Source organism: Spirillospora sp. NPDC048911 (assembly GCF_043198015.1).
GTDB lineage: Bacteria > Actinomycetota > Actinomycetes > Streptosporangiales > Streptosporangiaceae > Spirillospora.
Genome location: NZ_JBICUD010000001.1, coordinates 430,275 through 454,032, shown reverse-complemented (window position 1 = coordinate 454,032; position 23,758 = coordinate 430,275). Strand labels below are relative to the sequence as shown.

The following is a 23,758-nucleotide window of genomic DNA, read 5'->3' as shown; positions in this document are numbered from 1 at the left end:
GGAGGCTGTCTCGCCGAAATCCTTTCTGCGATGATGCGAATCTCCAGCGGATGAGACGGCAAATGACCATCGGGCTCGGGCTCTCCATCGCCTCCCACAGCGGGCTGCCGCCCGCCCGCATCGGCGAGATCGCCGGTCTCGCCGAACAGGCCGGCTTCACGTCCGTCTTCGTGGCCGAGGGGAACGGCGACGCGCTCGCGCTCTGCCACCCGGTCATCGCCGCGACCCGGCACGTCCAGGTCGGGACGGCGATCGTGAACGCCGCGCTGCGGCCGCCGGTGCTCGCCGCCAAGACCGCCGCGGCCTGGACGACGCCTCCGCCGGCCGGTTCGTGCTCGGGCTGGGCAACGGCGACGAGGTCGGCGGCCTTTCGCCCGCCGAGCCTCCGTCGCGCCCCGATCAGAAGTCGAGCTCGCTGATCTCGATGACCGAGGAGTACGTGGAGGTCGTCCGGGCCGTGCTCGCCGGCGAGGAGCACGAAGGCGAGCTCTTCCGCACCGGCCGGATCGCGCTGGACCGGCCGCCCCGCGCCGGCATGCCGATCTACCTGGGCGCGCTGGGCCCGCGCATGCTCTCGCTCGCCGGCCGGATCGCGGACGGCGTGATCCTCGACCTGATGTCGCCCGAGCAGGCGGGCGAGGCCGCCACCGCCGTCCGCGCCGCCGCCCACGACGCGGGCCGGGACCCCGGATCGGTCCAGGTCCTCGCGGTGATCCACTGCTGTCTCTCCGACGACGCGGCGCTCGCCGCCGAGGCGGCCCGGGCGGTCGTCCCCCGGTACGCGCTGCGTCCCGGCGCCGACCGGCTCTTCGGCGCCCGGCTGGACGAGGCCCGCGGGCACGCCCGCGCCGGCGATCACGAGGCCGCCGCCCGGCACGTGCCGCAGCGGGTCGCCGACCGGTTCGTCGCGCACGGCGACGCGGTCGCCTGCTCGGCGCGGGTCGCGGAGTACCGGGCCGCCGGGATCGACCTGCCCGTGCTGTTCCCGATGCCGGTCGCCGGCATCTGGGACCTTCCCCTGCTGATCAACGCCTTCGCCTGACCCCGCGCTCGCTTCGCGCGGATTGATCGGTAACGATGGGCGCCCCCGTTCCACTTCCTGGTGATGGAGAACACGGGACGGATGGACGGAGGTGCGGGCGATGGCCGACGAGGCCGGTGATCCCGAGAGCGCGCGGCGCTTCACGGCGATGTACGACGCCTGTCGTCAGAACGTGTGGGCCTATGCGGTCAGCCGTGCCGGGCACCACGCCGCCGACGAGGTGGTGAGCGAGACGTTCGCGGTGGCGTGGCGGCGGCGGGGCGAGGTGCCCGAGCCCGCCCTGCCCTGGCTGCTCGGGGTCGCCCGCAACGTGCTGCGCGACAACTACCGGGCGCAGGCCCGGCGTGAGGCGTTCAACGCCGAGCTCCGGCGATGGAGCGACGCGGCCGAACGCGACGTCGCCGAGGGGGTGGCCGAGCGGCTCGCGGTGCTGCGGGCCATGGGCACGCTCTCGGAGGACGACCGGGAGATCCTGCTCCTGGTCGCCTGGGAGGGATTGTCGCCGCGTGACGCGGCGCGCGTCGTGGGATGTTCGGCCGCGGCGCTGCGCGTACGGCTGCACCGGGCGCGCAAGCGGCTGCTGCGCGCGGTCGAGGAGCCGGGGTTCGGCGCCCCCGCCCCCGCCGTCCGTGCCCGTGTCGGGATCACCAGTAAGGAGTTGTCATGACGCGAGACGTGCTGCGCGTGCTGGCGGACGCCCGGCCGCGGGAGCTCGACCCGGAGGCGAGGGTCGACGAGACCACGCGAAGCGCCGAACTGGCACGGGCGATGACGGTGCCGCCCCGTTCGGCGGGGCGTTCGGCGGAGCCCGCCGTGCGGCGCCGCGTCCGGCCGATGTGGGGGCTCGGCCTGGTGGGGGCCGCGGCGGCCGCCGCCCTGGTCGTCGCCACGACGGCCACCGGTCCAGGGGACCCGGGGAAGCCGGGGCCCAAGGCCGGCGGAGCGCCGAGCGCGGAGACCGAGGCCCCGGTCACCATGAACGCCCAGACCGTGCTGCTGTCCGCCGCGGCGGGCGCCGACCGTGAGGCCTTCGCGTCGGGCGCCTACTGGCACGTCGCGAGGACCAGCCGCGGGCATCTCCAGGTGGGCAAGGGCGCGAACCGCTATCTGATCGTCACCACGGAGAGGGACGAGGCCTGGACGCCGGCCAAGCCCGGCGGCAAGGCCTGGGGGCGGCAGCAGCGCCTGGGCGCCAAGCCGCTGACCGCGAAGGACGACGCCGCCTGGCGGCGTGCGGGTTCGCCGGCCAGGTTCAATGTCGAGATCCCCGTCTCCCCCAAGGGCGGGATGCTGAAGCCGATGCCCGTCGACGTCGCGCCGGGCAGGCCTCACACCAGCAGCTCGAAGCTGGTGAACGGCGACAAGGTCTTCTGGCTGGGGCGCAACGTCACCATGAAGGACCTGCAGGGGCTGCCCGCCGACCCCAAGCGGCTGAAGGCCTCGCTGCTGCGGTGGTACGACGGGCACAGCACCGAGTCGTTGAGCGAGCCGATGAAGGCCGACGACTGGCTCTGGCAGGTGACCAAGGGCCTGATCACCGACATGCCGGTGACGCCGAAGGTCCGGGCGGGCGCCTTCCGGATGCTCGCCCAGCTCAAGACGATCAAGGCGGTCGGGCCGGTGCGGGACGGCGCGGGACGGATCGGGACCGCCCTGATCCTGACCGAGCGCACGCCGTCGAACGGGACGCTGGAGCACCGGCTGATCATTGATGAGAAGCGCGGCCGGGCGCTGGGCTACGACATCGTGATCGTGAAGCCGGCGGGCGTCAACGCGAACCTGCCCGCCGGGGCGCTGCTGTCCGGGTCGACCATCGACGAGGCCGGGTGGACGGACACGGCACCGACCAAGGCCGACACGCAACGAGGCTGATCACGGATCGTCCGGGATCGTCCGGGATCGTCGGGTCGTCGGGATCGCCTGCGGGGCGTCCTCCTTGCCTTCGGGTGAGGAGGGCGCCCCGTTCGCCGTCTGAGGTTCGCGTCGGCGCGCGTCCGTCATACGCGTTCGCCGTCCGCGGCCGGTGAGTTCGGCGTCGGAGCGTTCACCGAGGTTGCGAGGGCATTGCGGCGGGCATCGGTAGGCGTATATATAGCGGTCGGAAGATCGTGGACGCGCCTGAAGCCGCTGAGCGGAGCGAAGCCATGAGACACCGCCGGGCGGGGACGGCTATGAGGCATAAGCTACTGCCGAGTAGTATTCGGGGCCCGGATGAAGTGCAGTCTGTCGCGAGCCCTACGCTGACAGCCAACGCCCGTACCTCAGGAGGACGGAACAGTGTTCTGGCTCACATTGATCATTGGGCTCGCCGGAACGGCGGTCGCGTTGGCGCTCGCCGGCCGGCGGGTGCTGTTCCTGTGGAAGTGGTTCCAGACCGGCCAGCCCGACCCCGAGCGCGTCCTGCAGGTCAAGCGTGACCCCAAGGGCGACGTCGAGAGCCAGGTCGTCGAGGTCATGGGGCAGCGCAAACTGCTCAAATGGACCGTCGCGGGCCTGGCGCACGCCGCCGTCATGTGGGCCTTCATCCTGCTCGCCACCGTCTACCTGGAGGCGGGCGTCGCCCTGCTCTTCGGGCTCGACAAGCACATTCCGGGCCTCCAGACGTGGGGGCCGATCGGGTTCGTCCAGGACACGATCGCGCTGCTGTGCACGCTCGGCCTGATCGTCTTCGCGATCATCCGCTTCAAGAACTCGCCCAAGAAGCTGGACCGCAAGTCGCGGTTCAAGGGCTCGCACCTCGGTGGCGCGTGGCTCATCCTCTTCATGATCTTCAACGTCATCTGGACGATGTTCTTCTTCCGGGGCGCCGAGTGGGCCAGCGGCAACCTCGCGTACGGCAAGGGCGCGTACTTCTCCTACGCGGTCGGCCAGCTCTTCAAGGGCATCGGCCACGACACCCTCGAGGTGATCGAGTCGATCGGCCTGCTGCTGCACATCGGCGTGGCGCTGGTCTTCCTCGTCATCGTCGTCAACTCCAAGCACCTGCACATCTTCATCGCGCCGCTCAACGTCATGTTCAAGCGCCGTCCCGACGGCCTGGGCGCCGCGCAGCCGATGATGAGCAACGGCAAGCCCCTCGACTTCGAGGAGGCCGACCCGGACGAGGACACCTTCGGCCGCGGCAAGATCGAGGACTTCACCTGGAAGGGCCTCCTCGACATGGCCACCTGCACCGAGTGCGGGCGTTGCCAGTCGCAGTGCCCCGCCTGGAACACCGGCAAGCCGCTGTCGCCGAAGATGGTGATCCTGGAGCTGCGCGACCACGCGTTCCACAAGGCGCCGTACATGATCGCCTCCTCCGAGGAGCGGGAGAAGTTCACCGACGAGCAGAAGCTCGCCATGGAGGTCGACAAGGAGCTCGTCGGCGAGGACGGCGTCATCCATCCGGACGTCCTCTGGTCCTGCACCAACTGCGGCGCGTGCGTCGAGCAGTGCCCGGTCGACATCGAGCACATCGACCACATCCTCGACATGCGCCGCTTCCAGGTGATGATCGAGTCCTCGTTCCCGAGCGAGGCCGGCGTCATGCTGAAGAACCTCGAGAACAAGGGCAACCCGTGGGGCATGTCCGAGATGAAGCGCCTCGAGTGGATCGAGGAGCTCGACTTCGAGGTCGAGGTCATCGACGAGAAGATGCCCGAGGACGTCGAGTACCTCTTCTGGGTCGGCTGCGCCGGCGCCCTGGAGGACCGCGCCAAGAAGACCACCAAGGCGGTCGCCGAGCTGCTGCACATCGCCGGCGTCAAGTTCGGCGTGCTCGGCCCGATGGAGGCCTGCACCGGTGACCCGGCGCGGCGCCTGGGCATGGAGTTCGTCTTCCAGATGCTCGGCCAGCAGAACGTCGAGACGCTGAACGAGGCGGGCGTCAAGAAGATCGTCGCCACCTGCCCGCACTGCTTCAACACCCTGGCCAACGAGTACCCGCAGATCGGCGGCCAGTACGAGGTCGTCCACCACACCCAGCTGCTCGCGCACCTGGTCGACGAGGGCAAGCTCACCCCGGTCACCCCGATCGAGGAGAACATCACCTACCACGACCCCTGCTTCCTGGGCCGGCACAACAAGGTCTACAAGCAGCCGCGCGACATCATGGCCAAGGTGCCGGGCGTCAAGACCCAGGAGATGCACCGCCACAAGGACCGCGGCTTCTGCTGTGGCGCCGGCGGCGCGCGGATGTGGATGGAAGAGCGCATCGGCAAGCGCATCAACACCGAGCGGGTGGACGAGGCGCTGGAGACCAATCCGGACACCGTCTCCACGGCCTGCCCGTTCTGCCTGGTGATGCTGGGCGACGCCATCAACGAGAAGAAGAACGAGGGCGCAGCCAAGGAGACGCTGGAAGTCGTCGACGTCTCCCAGCTGCTGATCCGTTCCATCAAGGGCGAGGGCGCCGCCGGCGCGGCTCCGGGCAAGGAGCCCGTCGCGGCCGAGTAGGGCTTCTCGGCTTGAGGAGCTGAGCCTGAATGGTGACGCCCCGGCGATCCTGGACGGATCGCCGGGGCGTTGTCGTGCGGGCTACTTGACCCAGGCGGCCCAGGGCTTCCAGCTGTCGTTCGCGTTGATCATGCTGAACGCGCCGCTGCCGTCCTGGTACTCCCACCAGGAGTAGCCGATGCCCTTGGACTTGTAGAGGGCGACCTTGTCCTTGATGAACTGGTCGTGGCCGGTCGCCTTGGCGCCGATGCCGAACTCGCCGATCCAGACCGGCAGCTTGACCGACTTGGCCAGCGCGAGCTGGACGTTGAGGTGCTTGGCGAGGTTGGCCTTGTTGGCGGGCTTGTAACCGGTCTTGCCGTCCGAGGCGTTCGGTGAGACGCCGATGCCGTCGCGGTTGTAGCCGGCGCCCGCGTTGCCCACGTAGTAGTCGTGGATCGACCAGACGAGGTTGTTTCGCTTGGCGGGCTTGAACGAGGCGAACGCCGAGGCCGGGACCTTCGCGTCGCCGTAGGTGGGCTCCAGGACGATGTTGGTCTTGGCGTCCTTGGCCCGGATGGCGTTGACGATCTTGGCGTAGTCGGCGAGGACGCTCTTGTGGTTGACCGGCCAGCGGTACGGCTCGTTCACCGGGTCGTACGCGGCGAGCGCCGGGTTCTTGCCGTAGCGGGTCGCGAGCTGCTGGAGGAAACGGAGGCCGTTGGCGGCCACCGCGCCCATGCCGTCGCTCTTGCGCGCCCAGGCGGGGACCCGGGACTGGCCCTCGGGCTGGCCGTACAGGTGGACGCTGTCGAGGACGACGTAGAGCCCGGCGGCCTTGGCGCGGGCGAGGGCCGTGGAGAGCGTCTTGAAGGCCTTCTCGTTCCAGGCGCCCTTGCGCGGCTCGAAGTCGTCCCAGAAGAGGACCATCCGGACGCCCTTGAAGCCCTTGGCCTTGATGGCGTTGTAGGTGGCCTGCCCCCAGGTGTTGCTGGAATTCGGGTCCCAGATGGGCTGGAGGTTCGGGCCGTTCAGGCGGACCGCTTTGCCGTTGGGGAGGACGAAGGCCTCCTTGGCGGTGGCGTGCAGTTTGCTGAGCGTCGGAGCGGCTTGGGCGGCGGCGTTGGCGTCGGCGTCGGCCGCGGTGAGGCCGGTGGGACGTTCGGCGCCGGAGCAGGCGGTCGCCGTGACCGCGAGGGCCGCGGCGCCGGCGAGGGATATGGCTATGCGGTGCATGAGCATCCGTTCATTGATTATCAGAAGAGAAGACCGACCCAGGGTCGCCAGGAGTCGTCCTCGTGATCGATCATGCTGAAGGCGCCCGAGCCGTCCTTGTACTCCCACCAGGAGTAACCGAGACCCTTGGACTTGTAGAGGGCGACCTTGTCCTTGATGAACTGGTCATGGCCGGTCGCGTCGGCGCCGATGCCGAACTCTCCGACCCACACGGGCATGCCGGCCTTGGCCGCCGTGTTGAGCTGCACCTGGAGGTGCTTGGCGAGGTCGGCCTTGTTGGCGGCGTTGTAACCGGTGGTGCCGTCAGAGGCATTGGGGCTGACGCCGATGCCGTTGGCGTCGTAGCCCTCGCCCTTGCCGCCGACGTAGTAGTCGTGGAACGACCAGATCAGGTTGGTGCGGTTGGACGGGGTGAGCGCGGCGAGGTCGGCGTCCGGCACCTTGGCCGCGCCGTAGGTCGGCTCGATCATGATGCTGGTCGTGGTGTCCTTGGCGCGGAGGGCGTTGACGATCTTGGTGTAGTCGGCGAGGACGGTCCGGTGGTTGACCGGCCAGCGGTACGGCTCGTTCACCGGGTCGTAGGCGGCGAGCGCCTCGTTGCCGCCGTAGCGGGTCGCGAGCTGCTGGAGGAAGCCGAGGCCGTTGGCCGCGACCGCGCCCATGCCGTCGGTCGTCCGGGCCCATTCGGGGACGCGGGACTGGCCCTCGGGCTGGCCGAAGAGGTGCACGCAGTCGAAGATCACGTAGAGTCCGGCGTTCTTCGCGTGGTCGAGGGCCGTGGAGAGGGTGCCGAAGGCGGTCTCGTTCCACTGGCCCTTGCTCGGCTCGAAGTCGTCCCAGAACAGGACCATCCGGACCGCGGTGAAGCCCTTCGCCCTGATCTGGTCGTAGGTGTCCTGGCCCCAGGTGTCGGGGTCGTTCGCGTCCCAGATGGGCTGCAGGTTGGGGCCGTTCAGCTGCTCGGGGCCGCGGGTGCCGACGAAGGCCTGCTTGGCGGTGGTGCGCAGCTTGCCCGCGAGGGCCTTGGACGTGGCGCTCGTCTTGGCGCGCGTGAGCGCCGTGCTCTTGGCACCCGCGAGCGAGCCCTCCTGGCTTGGGGCGGTCGCTGAACAGCCGGTGACGGCGGCGATCGCGAGGGCGGCGGTGAAGGTGATGGTCAGCCGGCGCATGGGCGGGGGTTCCCTTCGGGGCGGCATGAGAGAGCGGCGTCGAAGATCAAGATCGTTCGCGGGAGGGGACGCTACCCTCATGATCACGTCGCGCGGGGGGCGGGCCGGGGAGATCGTTACCGTTCCGTTGTTCGTGATCGGCGGGCTTTCTTGGCCCCCGCCTGGACGTCGGGTGGGGCGGCGGTTGATAGGACCTGATCATGGTTGTGGTCCTGGCGGTGGTGTCGTGCCTGATGACGCTGGTCGGCGGCGTGGCCGCGATGCGCGTCCACGAGCACCGGCATCTGGTGCTCGGGCTCGTCGGCGGGCTGATCCTCGGCGTCGCCGCGTTCGACCTCGTCCCGGAGTCGCTGGAGCTGTCGGATCTGACGGTGCTGGGTGTGCCCGCGCCGATGGCCGGCTTCGCCTGCGGGTTCCTGCTGCTGCACGTCATCGAGCAGGCGACGGCGATCCACCAGGAGCACGAGGACGCTTACGCGCCCCACCAGCACCGTCACTGCGCGGAGCCTGGGCAGGGCAAGGTCGGGCTGGCGGCCGCGAGCGCGCTGGTCGGGCACAGCTTCATCGACGGGCTGAGCATCGGGCTGGGCTTCCAGTCCGGCTCCTCGGTGGGGATCTTCGTGGCGATGGCCGTGATCGCGCATGACTTCGCGGACGGCTTCAACACGTTCACGGCGGCGTCCCTGGACCGGACGGACCGCCGCCCGGCGCTCGTGCTGCTCGTCGCGGACGCGCTCGCGCCGGTGGCAGGGGCCGCGGTCACGTTGCTGGTGGACGTGCCCAAGGCGGCGCTTGGCCCGTACCTCGGCTTCTTTGCCGGAGTTCTGTTGTATCTGGCGGCGGCAGAGATCCTGCCGGAGGCGCACAGCCGGAATCCGCGCGTGCTGACCCTGTGCGCGACGGGCCTCGGGGTCCTGGCGGTGATGTTCATCGTCGGCGCAGGAGGGTGAGAACGGCCGAAGGCCGCTCGGACGCGGTGGTCCAAGCGGCCCTCGTCACGTCCACCCGGCACGGTGGCCGGAGCGGCGTTCGTCACGTTCGCCCGGCGGGGGTGCGCCGGGCGGCGGCGTCAGATTCGTCCGGGGGCGATCAGCCGGTGATCTTCTTCATGAAGCCGGGGTTGGCCTTGGTCCACTCCTCCACGGCCTTGGCCTCCTGACCCTTGTACTTGTTCATGATCAGGTCTTCCAGCGGGAACAGCTGCTGGTCGGCCATCCTGAACTTCTTCAGCCAGCCCGTCAGCTCCGGGAAGTCCTTGCCGAAGCCGTCCCGGGCGAGCATGTGGAGCTTCTCGGCGGAGCCGAAACTGCCCTTCGGGTCGGCCAGCGGCTTGATCGGGAACTTGGAGTACGCCCAGTGCGGCTTCCACAGCGTGACCACGATCGGCTGCTTGGCGCTCGTCGCGCGCGTCAGCTCGGCCAGCATCGCGGGGGTGCTGCCCTGGATGAGCTCGTACTTGCCCTTCAGTCCGTAGCCGGGCATGACCTTGTCCTTGACGATCTTCATCTCGCCCGCGCTGGGCTCGATGCCGATGATCCGGCCCTTGTACCGTCCGGGGTTCGCGGCCAGGTCGGCGACGCTGTTGGCCGGGTCGTCCTTGGGCACGGCGAGCTGCATGCTGGCGTTGTCGTACCAGGCGCCCAGGTCCTCGATCTTGTTCTTGTACCTGGCGTAGTAGTCGGCGTGCGTGGCCGGGAGCCAGGCGTCGAGGAACAGGTCGATCTGGCCGCCGGCGAGGCCCGAGTAGAGCGGGCCCGCGTCCACCTGCTGGAGCTTGACGGCGTAGCCGCGCTTCTCCAGTTCGCTCTTCCAGAGGTGGCTGACGGCGATGTCCTCGTCCCAGGGGATGTAGCCGATGGTCAGCTGCTTCTTGCCGCCGTCCTGCCCCCCGTCGTCGCCGGCCAGGCCGATCCCGGCCGAGACGAGCGCGAGGACGAGCACACCGGCCAGCGCGAACACGGGCCGTGGCCGGTAGTGCAGCGCTCCCCGCCAGCCATGGGTGGCGGGGGCCGCCGCGGCCCGGGCGCGCGTCACCGGGCTCAGCCGGACGCCGAGCGCGCCGGTCAGCCGGTCCAGCGTGATGGCGAGGATGACCACCGAGAGCCCCGCCTCGAAGCCACGGCCGACGTCCAGCTGCGTGATCGCGCCGAACACCTCGCCGCCGAGACCGCCCGCGCCGACCATGCCGGCGATGACGACCATGGACAGCGACAGCATGATCACCTGGTTGACGCCGGTCATGATGGTGCCCAGCGCCAGGGGGAGCTGCACCCGCGTCAGGGTCCGGCCGGGCGGCGTGCCGAACGCGTCGGCGGCCTCGACCATCTCCTTGTCGACCTGGCTGATGCCCAGCTGGGTGAGGCGCACCCCGGGCGGCAGCGCGAAGATCACGGTGGCGATGACGCCGGGCACCTCGCCGACCCCGAAGAAGAAGATCGCCGGGATCAGGTAGACGAAGGCGGGCATCGTCTGCATGAAGTCCAGGACCGGCTGGACGACCGCCGCCACCCCTGCCTTCCGGGCCGCCAGAATGCCGAGCGGCACTCCCACGACGAGCGCCGCGATGCTCGCCACCAGCACCAACGCCAGCGTCGACATCGCCGACTCCCACTCACCGAGATTGTCGATGAGCGCGAGACCGAGGAAGCTCAGCACCGCGAACAACGGGCCGCGCAGCCACCAGCCCAGCACCGCGACGATGCCGGCCAGGGCCAGCGCGGGCGGGCCGCCGAGCACCGACTCCAGCCCGTTGACCAGGGCGCTCACCGCGTCGGTGATCGCATCGAAGACCGGCCTGCCGTGGTCGGTCAGATAGTCGACGGCGTCGTTCACCCAGTCGCCGATGGGGATCTTACGCACTGGTCATCACCGCCTCGTCGGCCGAACCGTTCAGGCTGCCGAGCGCGGCCAGCAGCGTGACGCGCGGGATGACGCCGAGCAGCCGCCCGGCCCCGTCCACGACCGGCACGGGCAGCGCGCTCTCGGCACTCCGGCTGAACAGCTCGGCCAGCGGGGTGTCGGGGCTGACCACGTCCAGCTCACTGATCAGCCCGCTGAGAGAGTCGACGCCCTCCCGGACGGCCTGCGCGGCCTGCTCGGCGTAGACGCCGCCGATCAGCCTGCGGTCCCGGCCGACCACGAACGCGCCGGCGGTCTGGTTCTCCCTCATCGCCCGCACCGCGGCGCGTGGACCGTTCCCGGGATCGACGACCGACAGCGGCTTCTCCATCACAGAGCTCGCCGTCAGCACCCGCGTGCGGTCCACATCCGCGACGAACTGGGCGACATAGTCGTTAGCCGGATCAGTCAGAATTTCTTCCGCCGTCCCGATCTGCATGACACGCCCGTCCCGGAGCATCGCGATCCGGTCGCCCAGCCGCATCGCCTCGTTCAGGTCGTGCGTGATGAAGACGATCGTCTTGCCGAGCTCGTTCTGCAGCTCCAGCAGCAGCTCCTGCATCTCCCGCCGGATCAGCGGGTCGAGCGCGCTGAACGCCTCGTCCATGAGCAGGACGTCGGTGCCGGCGGTCAACGCCCGCGCGATCCCGACCCGCTGCTTCATGCCGCCGGACAGCTCGTCCGGGAACTTGTCGCCCCACTCTTCGAGCCCGACCAGACGCAGAAACTCCTTGGCACGCTCCAACCGCTCCCGCTTAGGAACGTTCTGTACTTCCAAGGCGTACGCCGCGTTCTCCAGCACCGTCCTGTGCGGGAACAGGGCGAAGTGCTGGAAGACCATGCTGACCTTCTTCTGCCGGAGCTCCCGCACCGCCTTGGGCCCGAGCTCCGTGAGATTGGTACCACCGATCAAAATGCTGCCCGACGTGGGCTCCAGCAGGCCGTTGAGCATCCGGATCAGCGTGGACTTCCCGGACCCCGACAGGCCCATGACCACGAAGATCTCGCCCTGCCGGACCTCGAACGACACATCCACGACAGCGGCCGTGACGCCCAGATCACTGATATCGGTCCCCGAGGCGAGCCTCCGGGTGGCCTCGGCCGTCCTGCGGCCGAACAACTTGGTGACGTTTTCCGCGCGGAGTATGGACACGGTCTCCTTTCGGGTCTCCGCGAACACACCTCCGCGGAAACTACTTCGTGAGCGTGTTTCCCTGGCGCGGCATCCGGCAAAGTAAAGGGAGCGTCACCGAACGCCAACGCTCCGGGGCAAACTACCTGTACTCACCAGATGTTTCATCTTTTGGTGACCCGGGTCATACCTTCGTGCGGTGGAAGTTGAGGAAGCTCCGCGACGGCGTGGGCCCCCGCTGGTCCTGGTACCGCGACCCGTACCGCTCCGACCCGTACGGAAACTCGGCAGGCGAGCTGGTCCTGAACAGACACATCTGCCCGATCTTCATCCCGGGCCACAACTTGATCGGCAACGTGGCCACATTGGAGAGCTCCAAAGTCACATGCCCGTTGAACCCAGGATCGATCCACCCCGCCGTCGAGTGCGTGAGCAGCCCGAGCCGCCCCAGACTCGACTTGCCCTCCAACCGTGCCGCCAGGTCCTCCGGCAACCCAAAGACCTCATACGTAGAGGCGAGCACGAACTCCCCGGGATGCAGCACGAACGCCTCGTCCGACTCGACCTCCACCAGCCGAGTCAGGTCACCCTGCTCGATCGCCGGATCGATATGCGGATACTTGTGGTTCTCGAAGACCCGGAAGTACCGGTCCAGCCTGACATCCACACTGGACGGCTGAACCATGCCCGGCTCGTACGGGTCGATCTTGACCCGCCCGGACTCGAGCTCGGACCTGATATCGCGATCGGAGAGCAGCACGCCAGAAAAGCTACCGTGCCGAGCCCCCGCCCGCGCCCGCCACACACCCGTCTCCCCAACCCCCGGGATTCCGGTACGATGACCGAACGGCCGTCCCTCCAGACGGCCCGCGCGAGTGTAGTTCAATGGCAGAACTCCAGCTTCCCAAGCTGGTAGCGCGGGTTCGATTCCCGTCACTCGCTCCACCACAAAGGCCCAGGCCAGGGACAAGATCCCCAGCCTGGGCCTTCATCGTTCCTGGCGCCCGTGGCACCGCGTGCAATTAGCGTGCAACTACGCCACGGGGACGAGGGCGCCCGCCGTGCCGTCGTCATCGTCGTCAGGCTTCCGGTCGGCCTCCACCAGGGCGTTGAGACCGTCCGCGATCTGCCGATCAGCCCTGTTGGATCGCTGCTGGTAACGCAGCGCGGCCCGCTCATTGTCGTGGCCCATGCGCGCCATCAGGTTCTTGAGCGAGACGCCCATGTCAGCGGCAAGGGTGTTGCCCGTGTGCCGGAGGTCATGGAAGTGCAGGCCCGGCACGCCGAGCAGCTCAACCGCGTACTTCCATCGGGTGATCTTGTTGAAGCCACTGCGCCGGAGCGGCCCGCCCTTGATCCCCGTGAAGACGAGAGCATCAGGCCCCCGCTTCGTGTACTTGGTCAGGTGCGCGATCAGGTCCGGGACGATCGCATCGGGGATTGCCACCGTACGCAGGCCAGCGCGGGACTTTGGCGGCCCGAGGACCATCTCTCCGTTGTCACGCTCGACGAACGCGACCCGGACCCGGACCGTGCGGTTCTCGACGTCGATGTCACGGCGTCGAAGGGCAGTCACCTCACCCCAGCGCAGGCTTGCGAACGCAGCGAGGAGGACCAGCGCACGCAAGCGGTCGTCTTGGGTCACATCCGCGTGACCGTCCTCAGCCAGCCGGTACAACACCCGCTCGGCCTGCTCACGTGTCGCGAAGGTCTGCGGGAAGCGCCGCATCACTCCGTCCTTGACGCGATAGCGGAGCCGGTATTCCCCCGAGTCCAGCTTGCGGAAGTTGCCGACAGGTCGGACTCCCACGCGTTCGGCCAGCTCGAAGACCTGCGCCACCGTGAGAACGGGTCGTTCGGCCTCCGGCTCGGTTCCGGCTCCGCGTACCTTGCACGGGTTGCGGGTGAGGATCTTGTCTTCATCGACCGCCGTCATGAGCACCGCGCGCAGCAGCCGGTACGCCTTGGCCGCCATGGTTGCCGAAACCCCGGAGTCGAGGAGGGTCGTACGCCACTCACGGATCATGGACGTGCTGAGCTTGCCGAGCGGAACGCCGCCAAGATGCGGATCGATGTACCGCTTGAGCAGCCAGGCATAGAGCTCGACCGTGCGGGGTCGAAGGCCGGGACGTTGTTCGATCCACTTCGCGGCATAGTCGCCGAGCTTGATCTTGCCCCGCTCTGGGTCGGTCCACTCACCGTTGATGATCTGAGCCTCAGTGAGCGTCAGCCACCGCTCAGCATCGGTCTTGCGCTCGAACGTCCGAGGGGCATACCGGCGTCGTCCATCTGGCCCCAGGTAGCTCGCCTGATAGCGACCTGAGGGCAGTTTGCGAATGTTGCCGAAACGGCGGTGTCCGTCCTTATTCCCCTTTGCCATTAGGCAGCCCTCCAGACGTCGGATGTGGTCATGGGCTCGACGAGCCCAGCGGCGATGAACTCGCGAAGTGCGGATTCCGGGATACGGACAAGACCGCGCTTGCCGGGTTCGCCCAGGCGGACGAAGCGGATACGCCGTTCGGCGATGAGCCGTCGAGGGAACCGCTCAGAGGTGCTGAGCAACTCGGCCGCTTGCTCGACGGTCAACAGACGCTCGCCAGCAGGGAGAGGCGAGGAGTCCTTACGTTCGCTGGTCACGCTGCCTCCGCAGTTGCCGAGGTGTCGTCGAGGGCTTGGGCGAGCTGTGCGCGTCGCCGGGTGCGTTCCTCGATCAGGAGAAGCAGCCGATGTGTGATCGGCTTGACGTCCGGGTCACCGGGCCCGGCGCGTTCCCATAGGAACCGTCGATCACCCGCCGCAGGTCCGGTTGCCGAGATACCGGCCTCTGCCAGCCGGGCGAGCACCCAGGCGGTTCGGTCGGCTTTGTGATCGGCCATGGTCTTGCCCGACCACTTGCGCGACACCAGCACGCGACGGCCGCCGTAGCCGAGGTGTTCGCGTCGGTGTGCCTTGCCCTTGCAGAACCCCGGCACCAGGCCCTTGCGGGGGTTCTTGGGCTGGATGCCGTAGCGCAGCCAGTTGGCACAGGTAGGCGAGCACGGCTCGTACCGCAGCGCTTCGGCCATCCGCTCCACATGGGCCTGTTGGCGGTCGGTCTCGGTTTCGTGGCAGTCAGCCACGCTCTTGACCAGGTACTTAGTCAGGTAGCGGATACAGCGCTTGCTATCCGCGCCGCCCGCCATGACGCCCTGTGCGTCGACCTGACGGCCGAAGCTGACCACGTGCAGCGGTTCGGCCTCCTCGTCCTGGCCGAGCTGGTCGAGCGCGTCATCCCACGTCGGCAGCACCGCACCGGACTCAGGATCGAGGTAGCCGCCCTGCCCATCGTCTCCGGCCGAGTCGTCCCAGACCGGCAGCCGGTCACCGCCGTAGACGACGCGATCGGTCGAGGGCCACCACACTTGGTGATAGGTCGCCGCCACCACCTGTCGCAGCTCAGCGCGTGAGATGGTCCCGCGGATTGCCATGTGCAGATGCGGCGCCAGCCGCCGTTGCGGTTCGACGGCCGCGAAGTACTGCACCTCATAGCCGACGAACCGGCGCAGGTTCTGCACGAACCGATCGATCAGCTTGCCGAAGTGCAGCGCGTCCCGAGCGGCCCGCCGATAGTCGTAGGTGGACGGGTCAACCGGGGTGCCATCCGAGCGGACCCGACCGTAGGAGTCCAGCGTGAGCGTGAGGAACAGCGAGGGCCGGAAGGTCTTGCCGTCCGCGCTGGTGTAAGTCTTGCCGATGGTGCGTTTCTCGACGGTCCGCCGAGGCAGGTCCGGGACGTCTTGGCGCCGTCGTGTGGACCGGGTTCGCCGTCCGGGACCGTCTTGTCCGTCCGCCGTCTTCAAGGTGCCCGCCACGCCGGACCGCTCGATCTCGTTGTCCAGGTCCCGCAGCAGCCGATCCCAGAACTCGACGTCTTCCCCGTCCGCGTCTCCGTGCTGCGCCGCAGCGTCGCGGCGTTCCTGGGCTTGTGCACGCAGCTCGACCAGGTGCCGTTGCGTCTCGTCGGGCTCAGCGCGTTGGATGACCGGCTCGGTTTCCAGGTGCCAGCCTTCCCGGCACTGCTGCGCACGGATGCGACGCTTGTTCTCCGCACACGGCGGGCACACCGACGCGAGGGTGTGCCCGCACGGCACCGAGATGACCTCAGACTCGCCGGTCTCCAGGTTGACGCGCCGCATGGGCACGGGGCGGATGCAGACGCCGTGATCGATGGCGACCGCTTCCACCACGCCTTGCGCGAGCGGCGGGAGGGTCTTGACGACCGGCGCGGCCGGTTGGGTCTCGGTCATGCCTCCTCCGTGACGTCGAAGGCCAGTTGTACGGCGCGCACGGTCACCGACCGCAGCGGATATGGCCGTGCTTTCTTCTGCTTGGGCGGACGGACTTGGACCACGGTCCGGCCGTCGGTCTTGTCGATGGCGGTGACCTGTCCGTGGGTGCCCTTGTCTGGTCCGCTGGTGACCTCGACCCAGTTGCCGACCTCAGGGCGGAGCTTGCGCGCGGTCATGCGATCACCTGACCGTCGATCGATTCGGCCGTCACATCGCTTGGAGTTGACGGGCGCAGGCCGCCGGCCAACTCGCATTGCTCGCCCTTCGGGTGCCTACGGCATTGGACGGCAGCCCGCTCACGTCGCTGACTCTTGGGGGCGTTCACGCTGCCTCCCCGAAGTTGGCCGTGCCGAGCGCGACCATCTCGTCAATGTCGGCATCGCAGACATAGGCCGCCCGGACGCGGACCGGATCGGGAGTGGTTTCGAGCTTGATGTAGCCGACCCCGGCGCCGATCTCGGGGATGGAGGAGATCTGATCGGCCAGCGCACCCCGATCCCGCGCCCCGTCGCCCAGGACCATGTCGACTTGCTCGGACTCATCCAGCCGCAGCGCGATGCGGTCGGGGAACAGGTTGCGCAGGTTGTTGACCTCTTTGCGGGCATCCTGCTGAGCGCCAACCAGGCAGTACCCGACCGACCGGCCCTGCGTGGCCAGCACCGCCAAGGCTTGCTCGGCCCGCTTGCGCAGATCCCGGCTCGGGCAGTAGGCGGTCAGGAACGCCAGCTCATCGACGATGATGACGCGGAACGGGTGCTCCAGCGAGGGCAGGAACGAGCGCCGCTTTCCGGCGAACATGGCGGCCCGCTGGTTGAGGTCTTCGGCCGCCTCCTCCAGCAGCTCGACCATGCCGCCGTTGGGGTCATCGGAGTACCGGCCGTAGCGTTCGAACAGCCGCCGTCCATACGACAGCTCCATGCGCTTGGGATCAACCGCCCAGACCTCGACCAGGCCCAGGAACATCCAAGGCAGCAGCGCACGGACGATCGACCACAGCACCGACCCCTTACCCGACCCCGTCGCCCCCGCGATCAGGACATGCGTCCCCAGCAGCCGCAGCAGCCACGGCTTACCGTCTTCACGGGCACCGACCGGGACCGCCTCCAGGTCAACGTCATCAGCCAGCGGCAGCGCGGCCAGCGGAGTCTTCAGCGCGTCCTTGCGGACGAACTCCAGCCACACCGAGCCCGGACGCGGTACCGTCCGCCGGACCGGCCGACCACCAGCCCACGACCACCGGGACCGGGTGCCTTGCCGGACGCGGACCAGCTCTGAGCCGAAGCCGTGCGCGAGGTTGACCGCCACGCGTTCCCAGGCGTCGGGCGCCTGTCCTTTGAGCATGCGGACCAGGACGCGATCGGCGGTCGGACCGCAGCGGACGCGGACGATCGAGGGCAGGTATTCGCGGCCCTTGTGCATCTTGGTCAGCCCGGCGGTGACCAGGACCGGTTGCCAGTCCCGCCGGTAGACCGCCAGATACCGCCACTTGGCGCGGGCCGGACGAGCCACCCCCAAGACGAAGGTGTCCCAGTCGGCCAGCGCCCACACCCCCAGGGCGAATAGTGCCGCAGCGACGACCAGCGCCGGAGCAGGCCAGCCGAAGCGATAGCCGAGCCAGCCCAGGCCGGACAGGACCGAGAGGGGGACGATGTTGCGGACGGTGAAGCCGACCAGGACGACCAGGCCCCGGACCAGGTTGACCAGCAGAACGAGAATCTCCGGCATGTGCCACACCGGAGGCGCCCACTTGGGCATCGAGAACGGATCTTTCTGGGCCTCGACCGCGACGTTCTCGCCCGGCCCGACCTTGCGGAACTCCCATGCCATGATGAAGACACCTCTTCGCTTGAGGGATTTCGAGGGGAGAGACAGCGGGGCGGCCGGAGGTACCAGCTCCAGCCGCCCCACCCAGGTCAGGCAGCCCGCCGCTTGCCCGAGGGACGACGGCCCGAGCGGAACAGCCGCTCAACCTCGGTCGCGTACGCCGCCGCCCGCTCAGCCAGGCCACGCGCGAACTCCACGTCTTCGGCCCGCAGCCGCTCGGGAAGCGTCAGGGTGACCAGCACCCCGCCCGCCGACACCGAGAACAACGGCGTCCGAGCCGCGAACGAACGGAACTCGCTGGTCGCGGTGTGGTCCAGCGGCAGCGACAGCGCCGACATGCGCGCCGACGTTCGGACCGTGTTCCGCGCCGCCATCAGGCAGCGTCCTTAGCCGGACGAGCAGCCGGAGCGCCCTTGCCCGCACCACCGGCCGCGCGGACACCCGTCGCACGGAACGAGTAGGCCACCCGCGTTCGGGGGATGCCGTTGTCGTCGCGGCCCATCTCCTCCACATAGGGAGTGACCGACAGGCCGGAGAACTCGACCGGACGGAACGGGCCCCACGCCGGTTCCGGCAGGACCGGGCAGACCTGCGCCATGACCTTGATGCGGATGGCCGCCTGCTTGCCTCCCGCGTCCGGGTCAGCGTCGTAGACGTCGACCACCCACACCGGCAGGCCGGTCACCAGGTCCTTGTCCTGCCGCTTGGTCTCGTAGTTGGTCGACGGCTCAGCCGGACCCGTCGCGAACACGCCGTGCGGGAACACCGCCCCGAACTCCACCGGGATGCGTCCTCGAATCGCCATGCACGATCACCTTCTTCCGTTCGACTTCTCGATAAGTCGTCTTATCGAGTAGTTCGAATGTAAGCGATCGCCCGTAACTCGACAAGTCGAGTTTCCGAGATTGGCGTGTGACTTAGGTCACGTCACAGAGGGTAGCTATCGGTCAGCTCATGCAGTGTCCCCGGCAGCAGCACCTCAACCACCAGCACCACACGCCCGGACGCATCCACCACCGAGGACGTGACGGCCAAGACCGGCTCACCAGCATCCAGCTCCAGTGCTTCGGCCTCTTGGCGAGTCGTCTGCCGGGCGGACAGCCGCTCATCCACGCGCGCCAACCGCTGCTCCGCCGCCGCCGTGATCAGACGTCTCACCGGCACCGTGAGCGGCCCCGGCTGATCCAGGCCAGCAGCGCCCACGAGACCCAACGGCGTCCACAGCGACACCAGCTCACTAGCAATCGAGTCATAGAGCCCCACATACCGGCGCAGATGCACCGGGGCTGACTCCGCCACCATCAGCAGCGCCGCAACAGCCGGGGGAGCGCCCTGGCGGCCAACATGCAAGATCTTGACCGTCTCGCTGGTCTCCTGGCGATCCAGCACGGCCAGGCCAGGGCGCTCGCGTTCCACCGTGGACGCGGGTTGTTCTCTCACGAACGTGCCCTTGCCGTGCTCGCGGACGACCTCCCCGAGCGTCTCTAGCTCGTTCAAGGCGCGGACGACCGTGGGGCGCGAGGTGCCGAACTCTTTGATCAGCGCGCTTTCTGAGGGCAGCTTGCCACCGGTCTGGGTGTACTGGCCCGCCGCGATCCGCTCGCGAAGCGCCTCCATGATCTGGACGTACATCGGGGGGGCGTACGCATCGCGACCGGACATCATGACCTGCCAACAGCTCGACAACACAAGTTGTCCAAGCCTAACCAGCGCCCTAGGCCCGTGTCACACCTACGACCTACTCAGACTCTGCGTTCGGCTGCTCTCGCCTCTCGCCGTCCTTGATCGCACCGCGCTTGAACATGCGGTCCACCATGCGCAGCTCACGCCACAGCCGCTCAGAGGGGACATCCCGCGCCACGGGCGACCTCCGCAGCCGCCACCACCCCGGCTGCCCAGCCCCGACGATCTCCCACTCCGGGTATAGCAACCACAGGGCCCACACCTTCGGCCACGTGATCCACCTACGCAGCATCGCCATCACTCCCGCCCTTGGTCTTCGTGCCTTGCCGCTCACGCTCTTGTTGCCGGGCGTCGGCGCACTCGATGATCGACCCGTACGCCGCGATCCGGTTCAGCGTCCCCTCGTCCGGCGGAACCCCCGAGTACTGCGACGCCGGAACGATCTCGTCCAACAGCCGCAGATACGCCCACACCGCCTTACCGATGTCCTCCCGCCGCTCCGGGCACATCGGGTCGTCAGTCCCCCCGGTCATCGCCCATCTCCTCATCACCGCGACCCACGTCACCGCGACCCACGACGGCATCGGCGCGCGCAGACGCGCAGATCAAATCCCAGAACGCGACCGCGTCATCAACGACACGTTGCGCGTCCCGCTCGCTCATGCCCTCGGGGAAGTACGAGCCGCTGCTACTCACCACGCCCCCTCACGGGCAACCAGCGCCCCCATGAGCCGCGATCCGACACCGCGCGGCGCCCGGTGTGCGTGCCGTCCCGACCGACGCGGCGGGTTGGAAGGCACGGAGACGCAGGACTGCGGGGAAGGCATCGACCACGCCCCCGTGCCGGTCTGTACGGCCGCCGGAATCCACTCCGGCACCCCCTGCTCGATCGCGGCGGGAGTCGGGAGAGAGGGCGCGCTGAGCTCGGCCAGCCGCCGCCCCAACGCCGCCGGGGACCTGGCCTCGATCAGCCGCGTACGGTCCCGCGTGACCGCCCACCACCGGCCCGTGAACTCCCCGAACCACGCCCACACCCCAGGGAACCGCCGCCGCAACTCCTGCGCGAACACCTCGGGATCGACGTCCGTGCCCGCCCACGGCGATTCCCCCACCGCCATCACGCCGCCACCGATCGACGTGTACCGGCACACAGACCACAGGGGTCTTTCTTCCGTTCGGGGCCCGGCTCCAGACCCGGCCGCCTGAACAACAGGTCACGCCGAGCAGAGACCCACTTCCAACCGCGCCCGTTGCACGACACGCAACCGTTAGTGTCGTTCCCCTTGCGCACTGCGCCTCCAAAGCACTCCGACCCCGACCCAACGAACGGGCTCAACTGTGCGCGAGAGACATGCCGAAGCCGATATACAGCGGATATACACAGGCGATATCGTCAAGCCGTGAGTGATCACGGACCCTGGGCAGATCAACGCCTACGAGCGGCGTGGGCACGGCAAGACTGGGCAGCGATCTTTCGCGAGTACCGGCGCGCAGCAGGCGGATTGTCACAGCGGGACCTTGAACCCCTGACTGGATTTGCGCAGCCGTACATTTCCCTCATTGAGAACGGGAAAAGGCAGATCACCAGTGCCGAAGTAGTGGATCGGATCACTCGGGGGCTGAAGGTGCCTGAAGAACTGGGCGGAGTGCCCGAACATCGACATGAGCTGTCCGACTGGCAACCGCCCTCAGAGCTCCGGGACCGCATCGCGCACGCGCACTCCACCGGCCGGGCAGACCTCGGGGTCGCCAACTGGATCAAAGATGTGCTCAGCCAGCACCGGCGAGCAGAGGACGAGGTAGGAGGACGCGAGCTTTGGCCCGTTGTCCGCAGCCAGCTCGATGCCGTGACTCGACTCCTGCCCAATGCATCGGGACAGGCAGCAGATCAACTACTCATTCTCGCCGCCGAGCACGCGCATTGGCTGTCGTGGGTCGCGGCCCAAGAGGACCAGCAGGGGGCGGCGCTCTCCTGGCTCGACCTGGCCCACGGATGGGCGATCGAAGCAGGATCGGCCGACCTCACGTCATGGGTCACACGGGTCCGATCTCACTACACACTCAGACGCCAGGACCCGATTCGGGCTCTACGTACTGCCGAGAGCGCAAGAGACGTGCCCGGACTCTCGCCAGCCGCCGCAGCGATCGCAGCCCACGCGGAAGGAATGGCAGCGGCCGCAGTTGGTGAACGAGAGCGAGCCCGTCGCCTCAGCGACGAAGCGTTTAATCTGGTCCTGCAAGTCCCCGACGAGGGAGACCGGCCGGGATGGCTCTACTGGCTTGACCCCGTGCGCGCCAGGCTTCAACGAGCCGACATGGCGTACTCGGTTCGCGACTGGAGCGACGCCGCCGCCCTCTACGCCGAGAGTCTCGACCAGCTCAGAGGCTTCCCACGCGACCACGCGTACTACACGGCCCGCTACGACGACGCGCGCAGCCGCATCTAACTCGCGATCTCTTCAGCGTCCGTAAGGATGGCTGCCTCGCCCGCCTTCTCACGGACCGCCGCCCGCATCATCTCTAGGATGCGTTGCTCGTCCTCGCCTGTCCTGGCCAGATCCTCCGTGGGTAGCTCGACCTCTACCGTGTGCGGCTTGGCAGGTTCCAGGCCGAACATGCCGCTTCCATCGTTGACCGCGTAGGTCAGCCTCCAGGTCTGCACATGCGCTCCTTGGTTCCAGGACTACCGGCCGCGAGCATACCTATCAGGTGCGACGGCGCAGCCAGCGATCATTGCCGAATTGAGCTTTTAGGTATCAAGGGCGGCGGCGCTCGCGCCGTTGGCGCGGCCCGCCGCCAGCGCCGCCGGAGCGTGCGGCGTGGGCGCCGGTCTCCAGCGGCGCGCGCCCGGCCGCGCATCGGCGACGCCCCGACTTGCCGCCCGGCTCAACGGCAGTCACGGGGTCGCGCCACCGCTCAGAGTTGACGGGCGCAGGCCGCCGGCCAACTCGCGTTGCTCGCCCTACGGGTGCCTACGGCATTGGACGGCAGCCCGCTCACATGGCCACAGGGCACAGGTTCGAACAGTGCCTCCGGCGGGGGCCTCTGACTCTGGGAAGCTCAGCCCGCACACAGCGGTTGTCAGGGGGTTGGGCTGGAAGCCTGATCGTCCCGTCTGCCGTCGTCCCGATCAGAGATCTACCAGACCTGGGGAGGGGCTGTCTCGGTCGTTCGTCCAGTGGGGCGCTCCACCGAGACAGCCCCTCCCCAGGCCCGGAAGCGCGGAGCGCGGGACGACGGCAGACGGGAAGATCAGGCGGGGGGTTGATGTGCGTTGCACGGACGAGGAGCCGCAGGCCAGCGACCCGGCCGCGTGCAATTAGCGTGCAATTAGAGGCGGTGATCAAGGGGCAATGGCGGTCACTCGCGGATCACCCGCCGAGCAGGTCAGGGCCCGTACGGGGGTAGATCGGTCTGATTCCCAAGCTGGTAGCGCGGGTTCGATTCCCGTCACTCGCTCCAAGATTTCCCGGCTCGGAGTGCTGCTGTGACCAGCATCAGATAGCCAGATCGAGCGTCGCGGGGCGCCAGTCGATCGCGGTCGCCAAACATAAGGACTGGCTGCCCTCGATTACCAGGTAGGCGAAGTCCGGCCACGTACCTGTGGCCGGCGCATCACGTGAGTCAAGCCTTGGTGCGCTGGTGTTTTAGGCGGAGCTCTTCTTTGCGGACTTCGGTTTGGGTGGCTTGCTCGCGTTCTAGCCAGTCCGGGTTTTCGGCCTTCAGGTTCTCGATCTCGGCTGTGGTGAGGGGGCCCGTGATGCCGGCGCGGGCCAGGCCTGAGATGGAGACGCGGAGCTTCGCGGCGACGACCTGGCGGGGGTGGGGGCCCTCGCGGCGCAGGTCGGTGAGCCACGAGGGCGGGTCGGCTTGGAGCGCGTTCAATTCGTCCCGGGAGACGGGGCCTTCCTGGAACTCGGCGGGCGCTGCCGAGAGGAGGATCCCCAGCTTCTTGGCCGCGGTCGCGGGCTTCATGGTCTGCGGGGTCTTTGCCTTGGACGCGCTCATGACCTCAAGGCTAGCGGCAGGGGTG

The 23,758-nt window shown here is 68.4% G+C and carries 25 protein-coding genes and 1 tRNA gene; 8 read left to right on the top strand and 18 right to left on the bottom strand.

Annotation, left to right across the window (positions count from 1 at the left end):
- The first annotated feature begins 62 nt into the window (after positions 1–62).
- The 5 genes from ACGFNU_RS02140 (at position 63) to ACGFNU_RS02120 (ending at position 5,476) form a co-directional block, all read left to right on the top strand.
- Entirely contained in the window at positions 63–419 is a 357-nt protein-coding gene (locus ACGFNU_RS02140) for an LLM class flavin-dependent oxidoreductase (protein WP_392589389.1), read from the top strand.
- The gene (locus ACGFNU_RS02135) at positions 332–1,042 is read left to right on the top strand and encodes an LLM class flavin-dependent oxidoreductase (RefSeq protein WP_392589388.1); all 711 of its coding nucleotides are present in this window, start codon (positions 332–334) and stop codon (positions 1,040–1,042) included. The genes ACGFNU_RS02140 and ACGFNU_RS02135 overlap by 88 nt, the downstream gene beginning before the upstream one ends.
- 100 nt (positions 1,043–1,142) lie before the next feature.
- Complete coding sequence (locus tag ACGFNU_RS02130) at positions 1,143–1,709, top strand: RNA polymerase sigma factor (RefSeq protein ID WP_392589387.1); 567 nt, start codon at positions 1,143–1,145, stop codon at positions 1,707–1,709.
- Positions 1,706–2,914 (top strand): CU044_5270 family protein, encoded by a 1,209-nt coding sequence (locus ACGFNU_RS02125; protein ID WP_392589386.1) that lies wholly within the window; start codon positions 1,706–1,708, stop codon positions 2,912–2,914. Before ACGFNU_RS02130 ends, ACGFNU_RS02125 begins: the two co-directional genes overlap by 4 nt.
- 405 nt (positions 2,915–3,319) lie before the next feature.
- Entirely contained in the window at positions 3,320–5,476 is a 2,157-nt protein-coding gene (locus tag ACGFNU_RS02120; RefSeq protein ID WP_392589385.1) for a (Fe-S)-binding protein, read from the top strand.
- Positions 5,477–5,557: 81 nt separating this feature from the next.
- Here the strand turns inward: ACGFNU_RS02120 and ACGFNU_RS02115 are convergent, their stop codons facing one another.
- Both ACGFNU_RS02115 and ACGFNU_RS02110 read right to left on the bottom strand, forming a co-directional pair.
- Positions 5,558–6,697: a glycoside hydrolase family 5 protein gene (locus ACGFNU_RS02115; protein ID WP_392589384.1), complete on the bottom strand. Its 1,140-nt coding sequence runs from the start codon at positions 6,695–6,697 to the stop codon at positions 5,558–5,560.
- Positions 6,698–6,711: 14 nt separating this feature from the next.
- Complete coding sequence (locus tag ACGFNU_RS02110) at positions 6,712–7,860, bottom strand: glycoside hydrolase family 5 protein (RefSeq protein ID WP_392589383.1); 1,149 nt, start codon at positions 7,858–7,860, stop codon at positions 6,712–6,714.
- Positions 7,861–8,060: 200 nt separating this feature from the next.
- Here ACGFNU_RS02110 and ACGFNU_RS02105 point away from each other — a divergent pair, with 200 nt between their 5' ends.
- Positions 8,061–8,810 (top strand): ZIP family metal transporter, encoded by a 750-nt coding sequence (locus tag ACGFNU_RS02105; protein WP_392589382.1) that lies wholly within the window; start codon positions 8,061–8,063, stop codon positions 8,808–8,810.
- Positions 8,811–8,949: 139 nt separating this feature from the next.
- On the opposite strand, the gene ACGFNU_RS02100 is transcribed toward ACGFNU_RS02105, so the two are convergent.
- The 3 genes from ACGFNU_RS02100 to dcd form a co-directional block, all read right to left on the bottom strand.
- Entirely contained in the window at positions 8,950–10,719 is a 1,770-nt protein-coding gene (locus ACGFNU_RS02100) for an ABC transporter permease/substrate binding protein (RefSeq protein ID WP_392589381.1), read from the bottom strand.
- Positions 10,712–11,911 carry a glycine betaine/L-proline ABC transporter ATP-binding protein gene (locus ACGFNU_RS02095; protein WP_392589380.1) on the bottom strand — a complete coding sequence of 400 codons (1,200 nt, stop codon included), beginning with the start codon at positions 11,909–11,911 and terminating at the stop codon, positions 10,712–10,714. Before ACGFNU_RS02095 ends, ACGFNU_RS02100 begins: the two co-directional genes overlap by 8 nt.
- Before the next feature lie 163 nt (positions 11,912–12,074).
- The gene (gene dcd / locus ACGFNU_RS02090; protein WP_392589379.1) at positions 12,075–12,650 is read right to left on the bottom strand and encodes a dCTP deaminase; all 576 of its coding nucleotides are present in this window, start codon (positions 12,648–12,650) and stop codon (positions 12,075–12,077) included.
- Positions 12,651–12,761: 111 nt separating this feature from the next.
- Here dcd and ACGFNU_RS02085 point away from each other — a divergent pair.
- Positions 12,762–12,835: transfer RNA gene (locus ACGFNU_RS02085), tRNA-Gly, on the top strand.
- Between the two features lie 88 nt (positions 12,836–12,923).
- On the opposite strand, the gene ACGFNU_RS02080 is transcribed toward ACGFNU_RS02085, so the two are convergent.
- The 11 genes from ACGFNU_RS02080 to ACGFNU_RS02030 form a co-directional block, all read right to left on the bottom strand.
- Complete coding sequence (locus ACGFNU_RS02080) at positions 12,924–14,270, bottom strand: tyrosine-type recombinase/integrase (protein WP_392589378.1); 1,347 nt, start codon at positions 14,268–14,270, stop codon at positions 12,924–12,926.
- Positions 14,270–14,527, bottom strand: a complete 258-nt coding sequence (locus tag ACGFNU_RS02075; RefSeq protein ID WP_392589377.1) for an excisionase family DNA-binding protein — start codon at positions 14,525–14,527, stop codon at positions 14,270–14,272. The genes ACGFNU_RS02080 and ACGFNU_RS02075 overlap by 1 nt, the downstream gene beginning before the upstream one ends.
- Positions 14,524–16,176 (bottom strand): replication initiator, encoded by a 1,653-nt coding sequence (locus tag ACGFNU_RS02070; protein ID WP_392589376.1) that lies wholly within the window; start codon positions 16,174–16,176, stop codon positions 14,524–14,526. Before ACGFNU_RS02070 ends, ACGFNU_RS02075 begins: the two co-directional genes overlap by 4 nt.
- Entirely contained in the window at positions 16,173–16,394 is a 222-nt protein-coding gene (locus ACGFNU_RS02065) for a KOW motif-containing protein (RefSeq protein WP_392589375.1), read from the bottom strand. Before ACGFNU_RS02065 ends, ACGFNU_RS02070 begins: the two co-directional genes overlap by 4 nt.
- A gap of 145 nt (positions 16,395–16,539) precedes the next feature.
- Positions 16,540–18,045, bottom strand: a complete 1,506-nt coding sequence (locus ACGFNU_RS02060) for an FtsK/SpoIIIE domain-containing protein (protein ID WP_392589374.1) — start codon at positions 18,043–18,045, stop codon at positions 16,540–16,542.
- An 86-nt stretch (positions 18,046–18,131) separates the two neighbouring features.
- Positions 18,132–18,416, bottom strand: coding sequence for a hypothetical protein (locus ACGFNU_RS02055; protein ID WP_392589373.1), 285 nt, complete (start codon positions 18,414–18,416; stop codon positions 18,132–18,134).
- Positions 18,416–18,847, bottom strand: a complete 432-nt coding sequence (locus tag ACGFNU_RS02050) for a plasmid replication, integration and excision activator (RefSeq protein WP_392589372.1) — start codon at positions 18,845–18,847, stop codon at positions 18,416–18,418. Before ACGFNU_RS02050 ends, ACGFNU_RS02055 begins: the two co-directional genes overlap by 1 nt.
- A 122-nt stretch (positions 18,848–18,969) precedes the next feature.
- Complete coding sequence (locus ACGFNU_RS02045; RefSeq protein WP_392589371.1) at positions 18,970–19,674, bottom strand: GntR family transcriptional regulator; 705 nt, start codon at positions 19,672–19,674, stop codon at positions 18,970–18,972.
- Between the two features lie 332 nt (positions 19,675–20,006).
- Positions 20,007–20,258: a hypothetical protein gene (locus ACGFNU_RS02040; protein WP_392589370.1), complete on the bottom strand. Its 252-nt coding sequence runs from the start codon at positions 20,256–20,258 to the stop codon at positions 20,007–20,009.
- A complete protein-coding gene (locus tag ACGFNU_RS02035; protein ID WP_392589369.1) occupies positions 20,242–20,421 on the bottom strand; it encodes a hypothetical protein in 180 nt (59 codons plus the stop codon). Before ACGFNU_RS02035 ends, ACGFNU_RS02040 begins: the two co-directional genes overlap by 17 nt.
- Entirely contained in the window at positions 20,418–20,843 is a 426-nt protein-coding gene (locus tag ACGFNU_RS02030; RefSeq protein WP_392589368.1) for a hypothetical protein, read from the bottom strand. Before ACGFNU_RS02030 ends, ACGFNU_RS02035 begins: the two co-directional genes overlap by 4 nt.
- 282 nt (positions 20,844–21,125) lie before the next feature.
- Between ACGFNU_RS02030 and ACGFNU_RS02025 the strand changes: the two genes are divergently transcribed.
- On the top strand, positions 21,126–22,172 hold the full coding sequence (locus tag ACGFNU_RS02025; protein WP_392589367.1) for a helix-turn-helix domain-containing protein: 1,047 nt from the start codon (positions 21,126–21,128) through the stop codon (positions 22,170–22,172).
- Here the strand turns inward: ACGFNU_RS02025 and ACGFNU_RS02020 are convergent.
- Together ACGFNU_RS02020 and ACGFNU_RS02015 are read right to left on the bottom strand one after the other, a co-directional pair.
- Positions 22,169–22,387, bottom strand: coding sequence for a hypothetical protein (locus ACGFNU_RS02020; RefSeq protein ID WP_392589366.1), 219 nt, complete (start codon positions 22,385–22,387; stop codon positions 22,169–22,171). The two genes, ACGFNU_RS02025 and ACGFNU_RS02020, sit on opposite strands and share 4 nt — an antisense overlap.
- Positions 22,388–23,349: 962 nt before the next feature.
- The gene (locus tag ACGFNU_RS02015; RefSeq protein ID WP_392589365.1) at positions 23,350–23,733 is read right to left on the bottom strand and encodes a DUF5997 family protein; all 384 of its coding nucleotides are present in this window, start codon (positions 23,731–23,733) and stop codon (positions 23,350–23,352) included.
- Positions 23,734–23,758 lie beyond the last annotated feature (25 nt).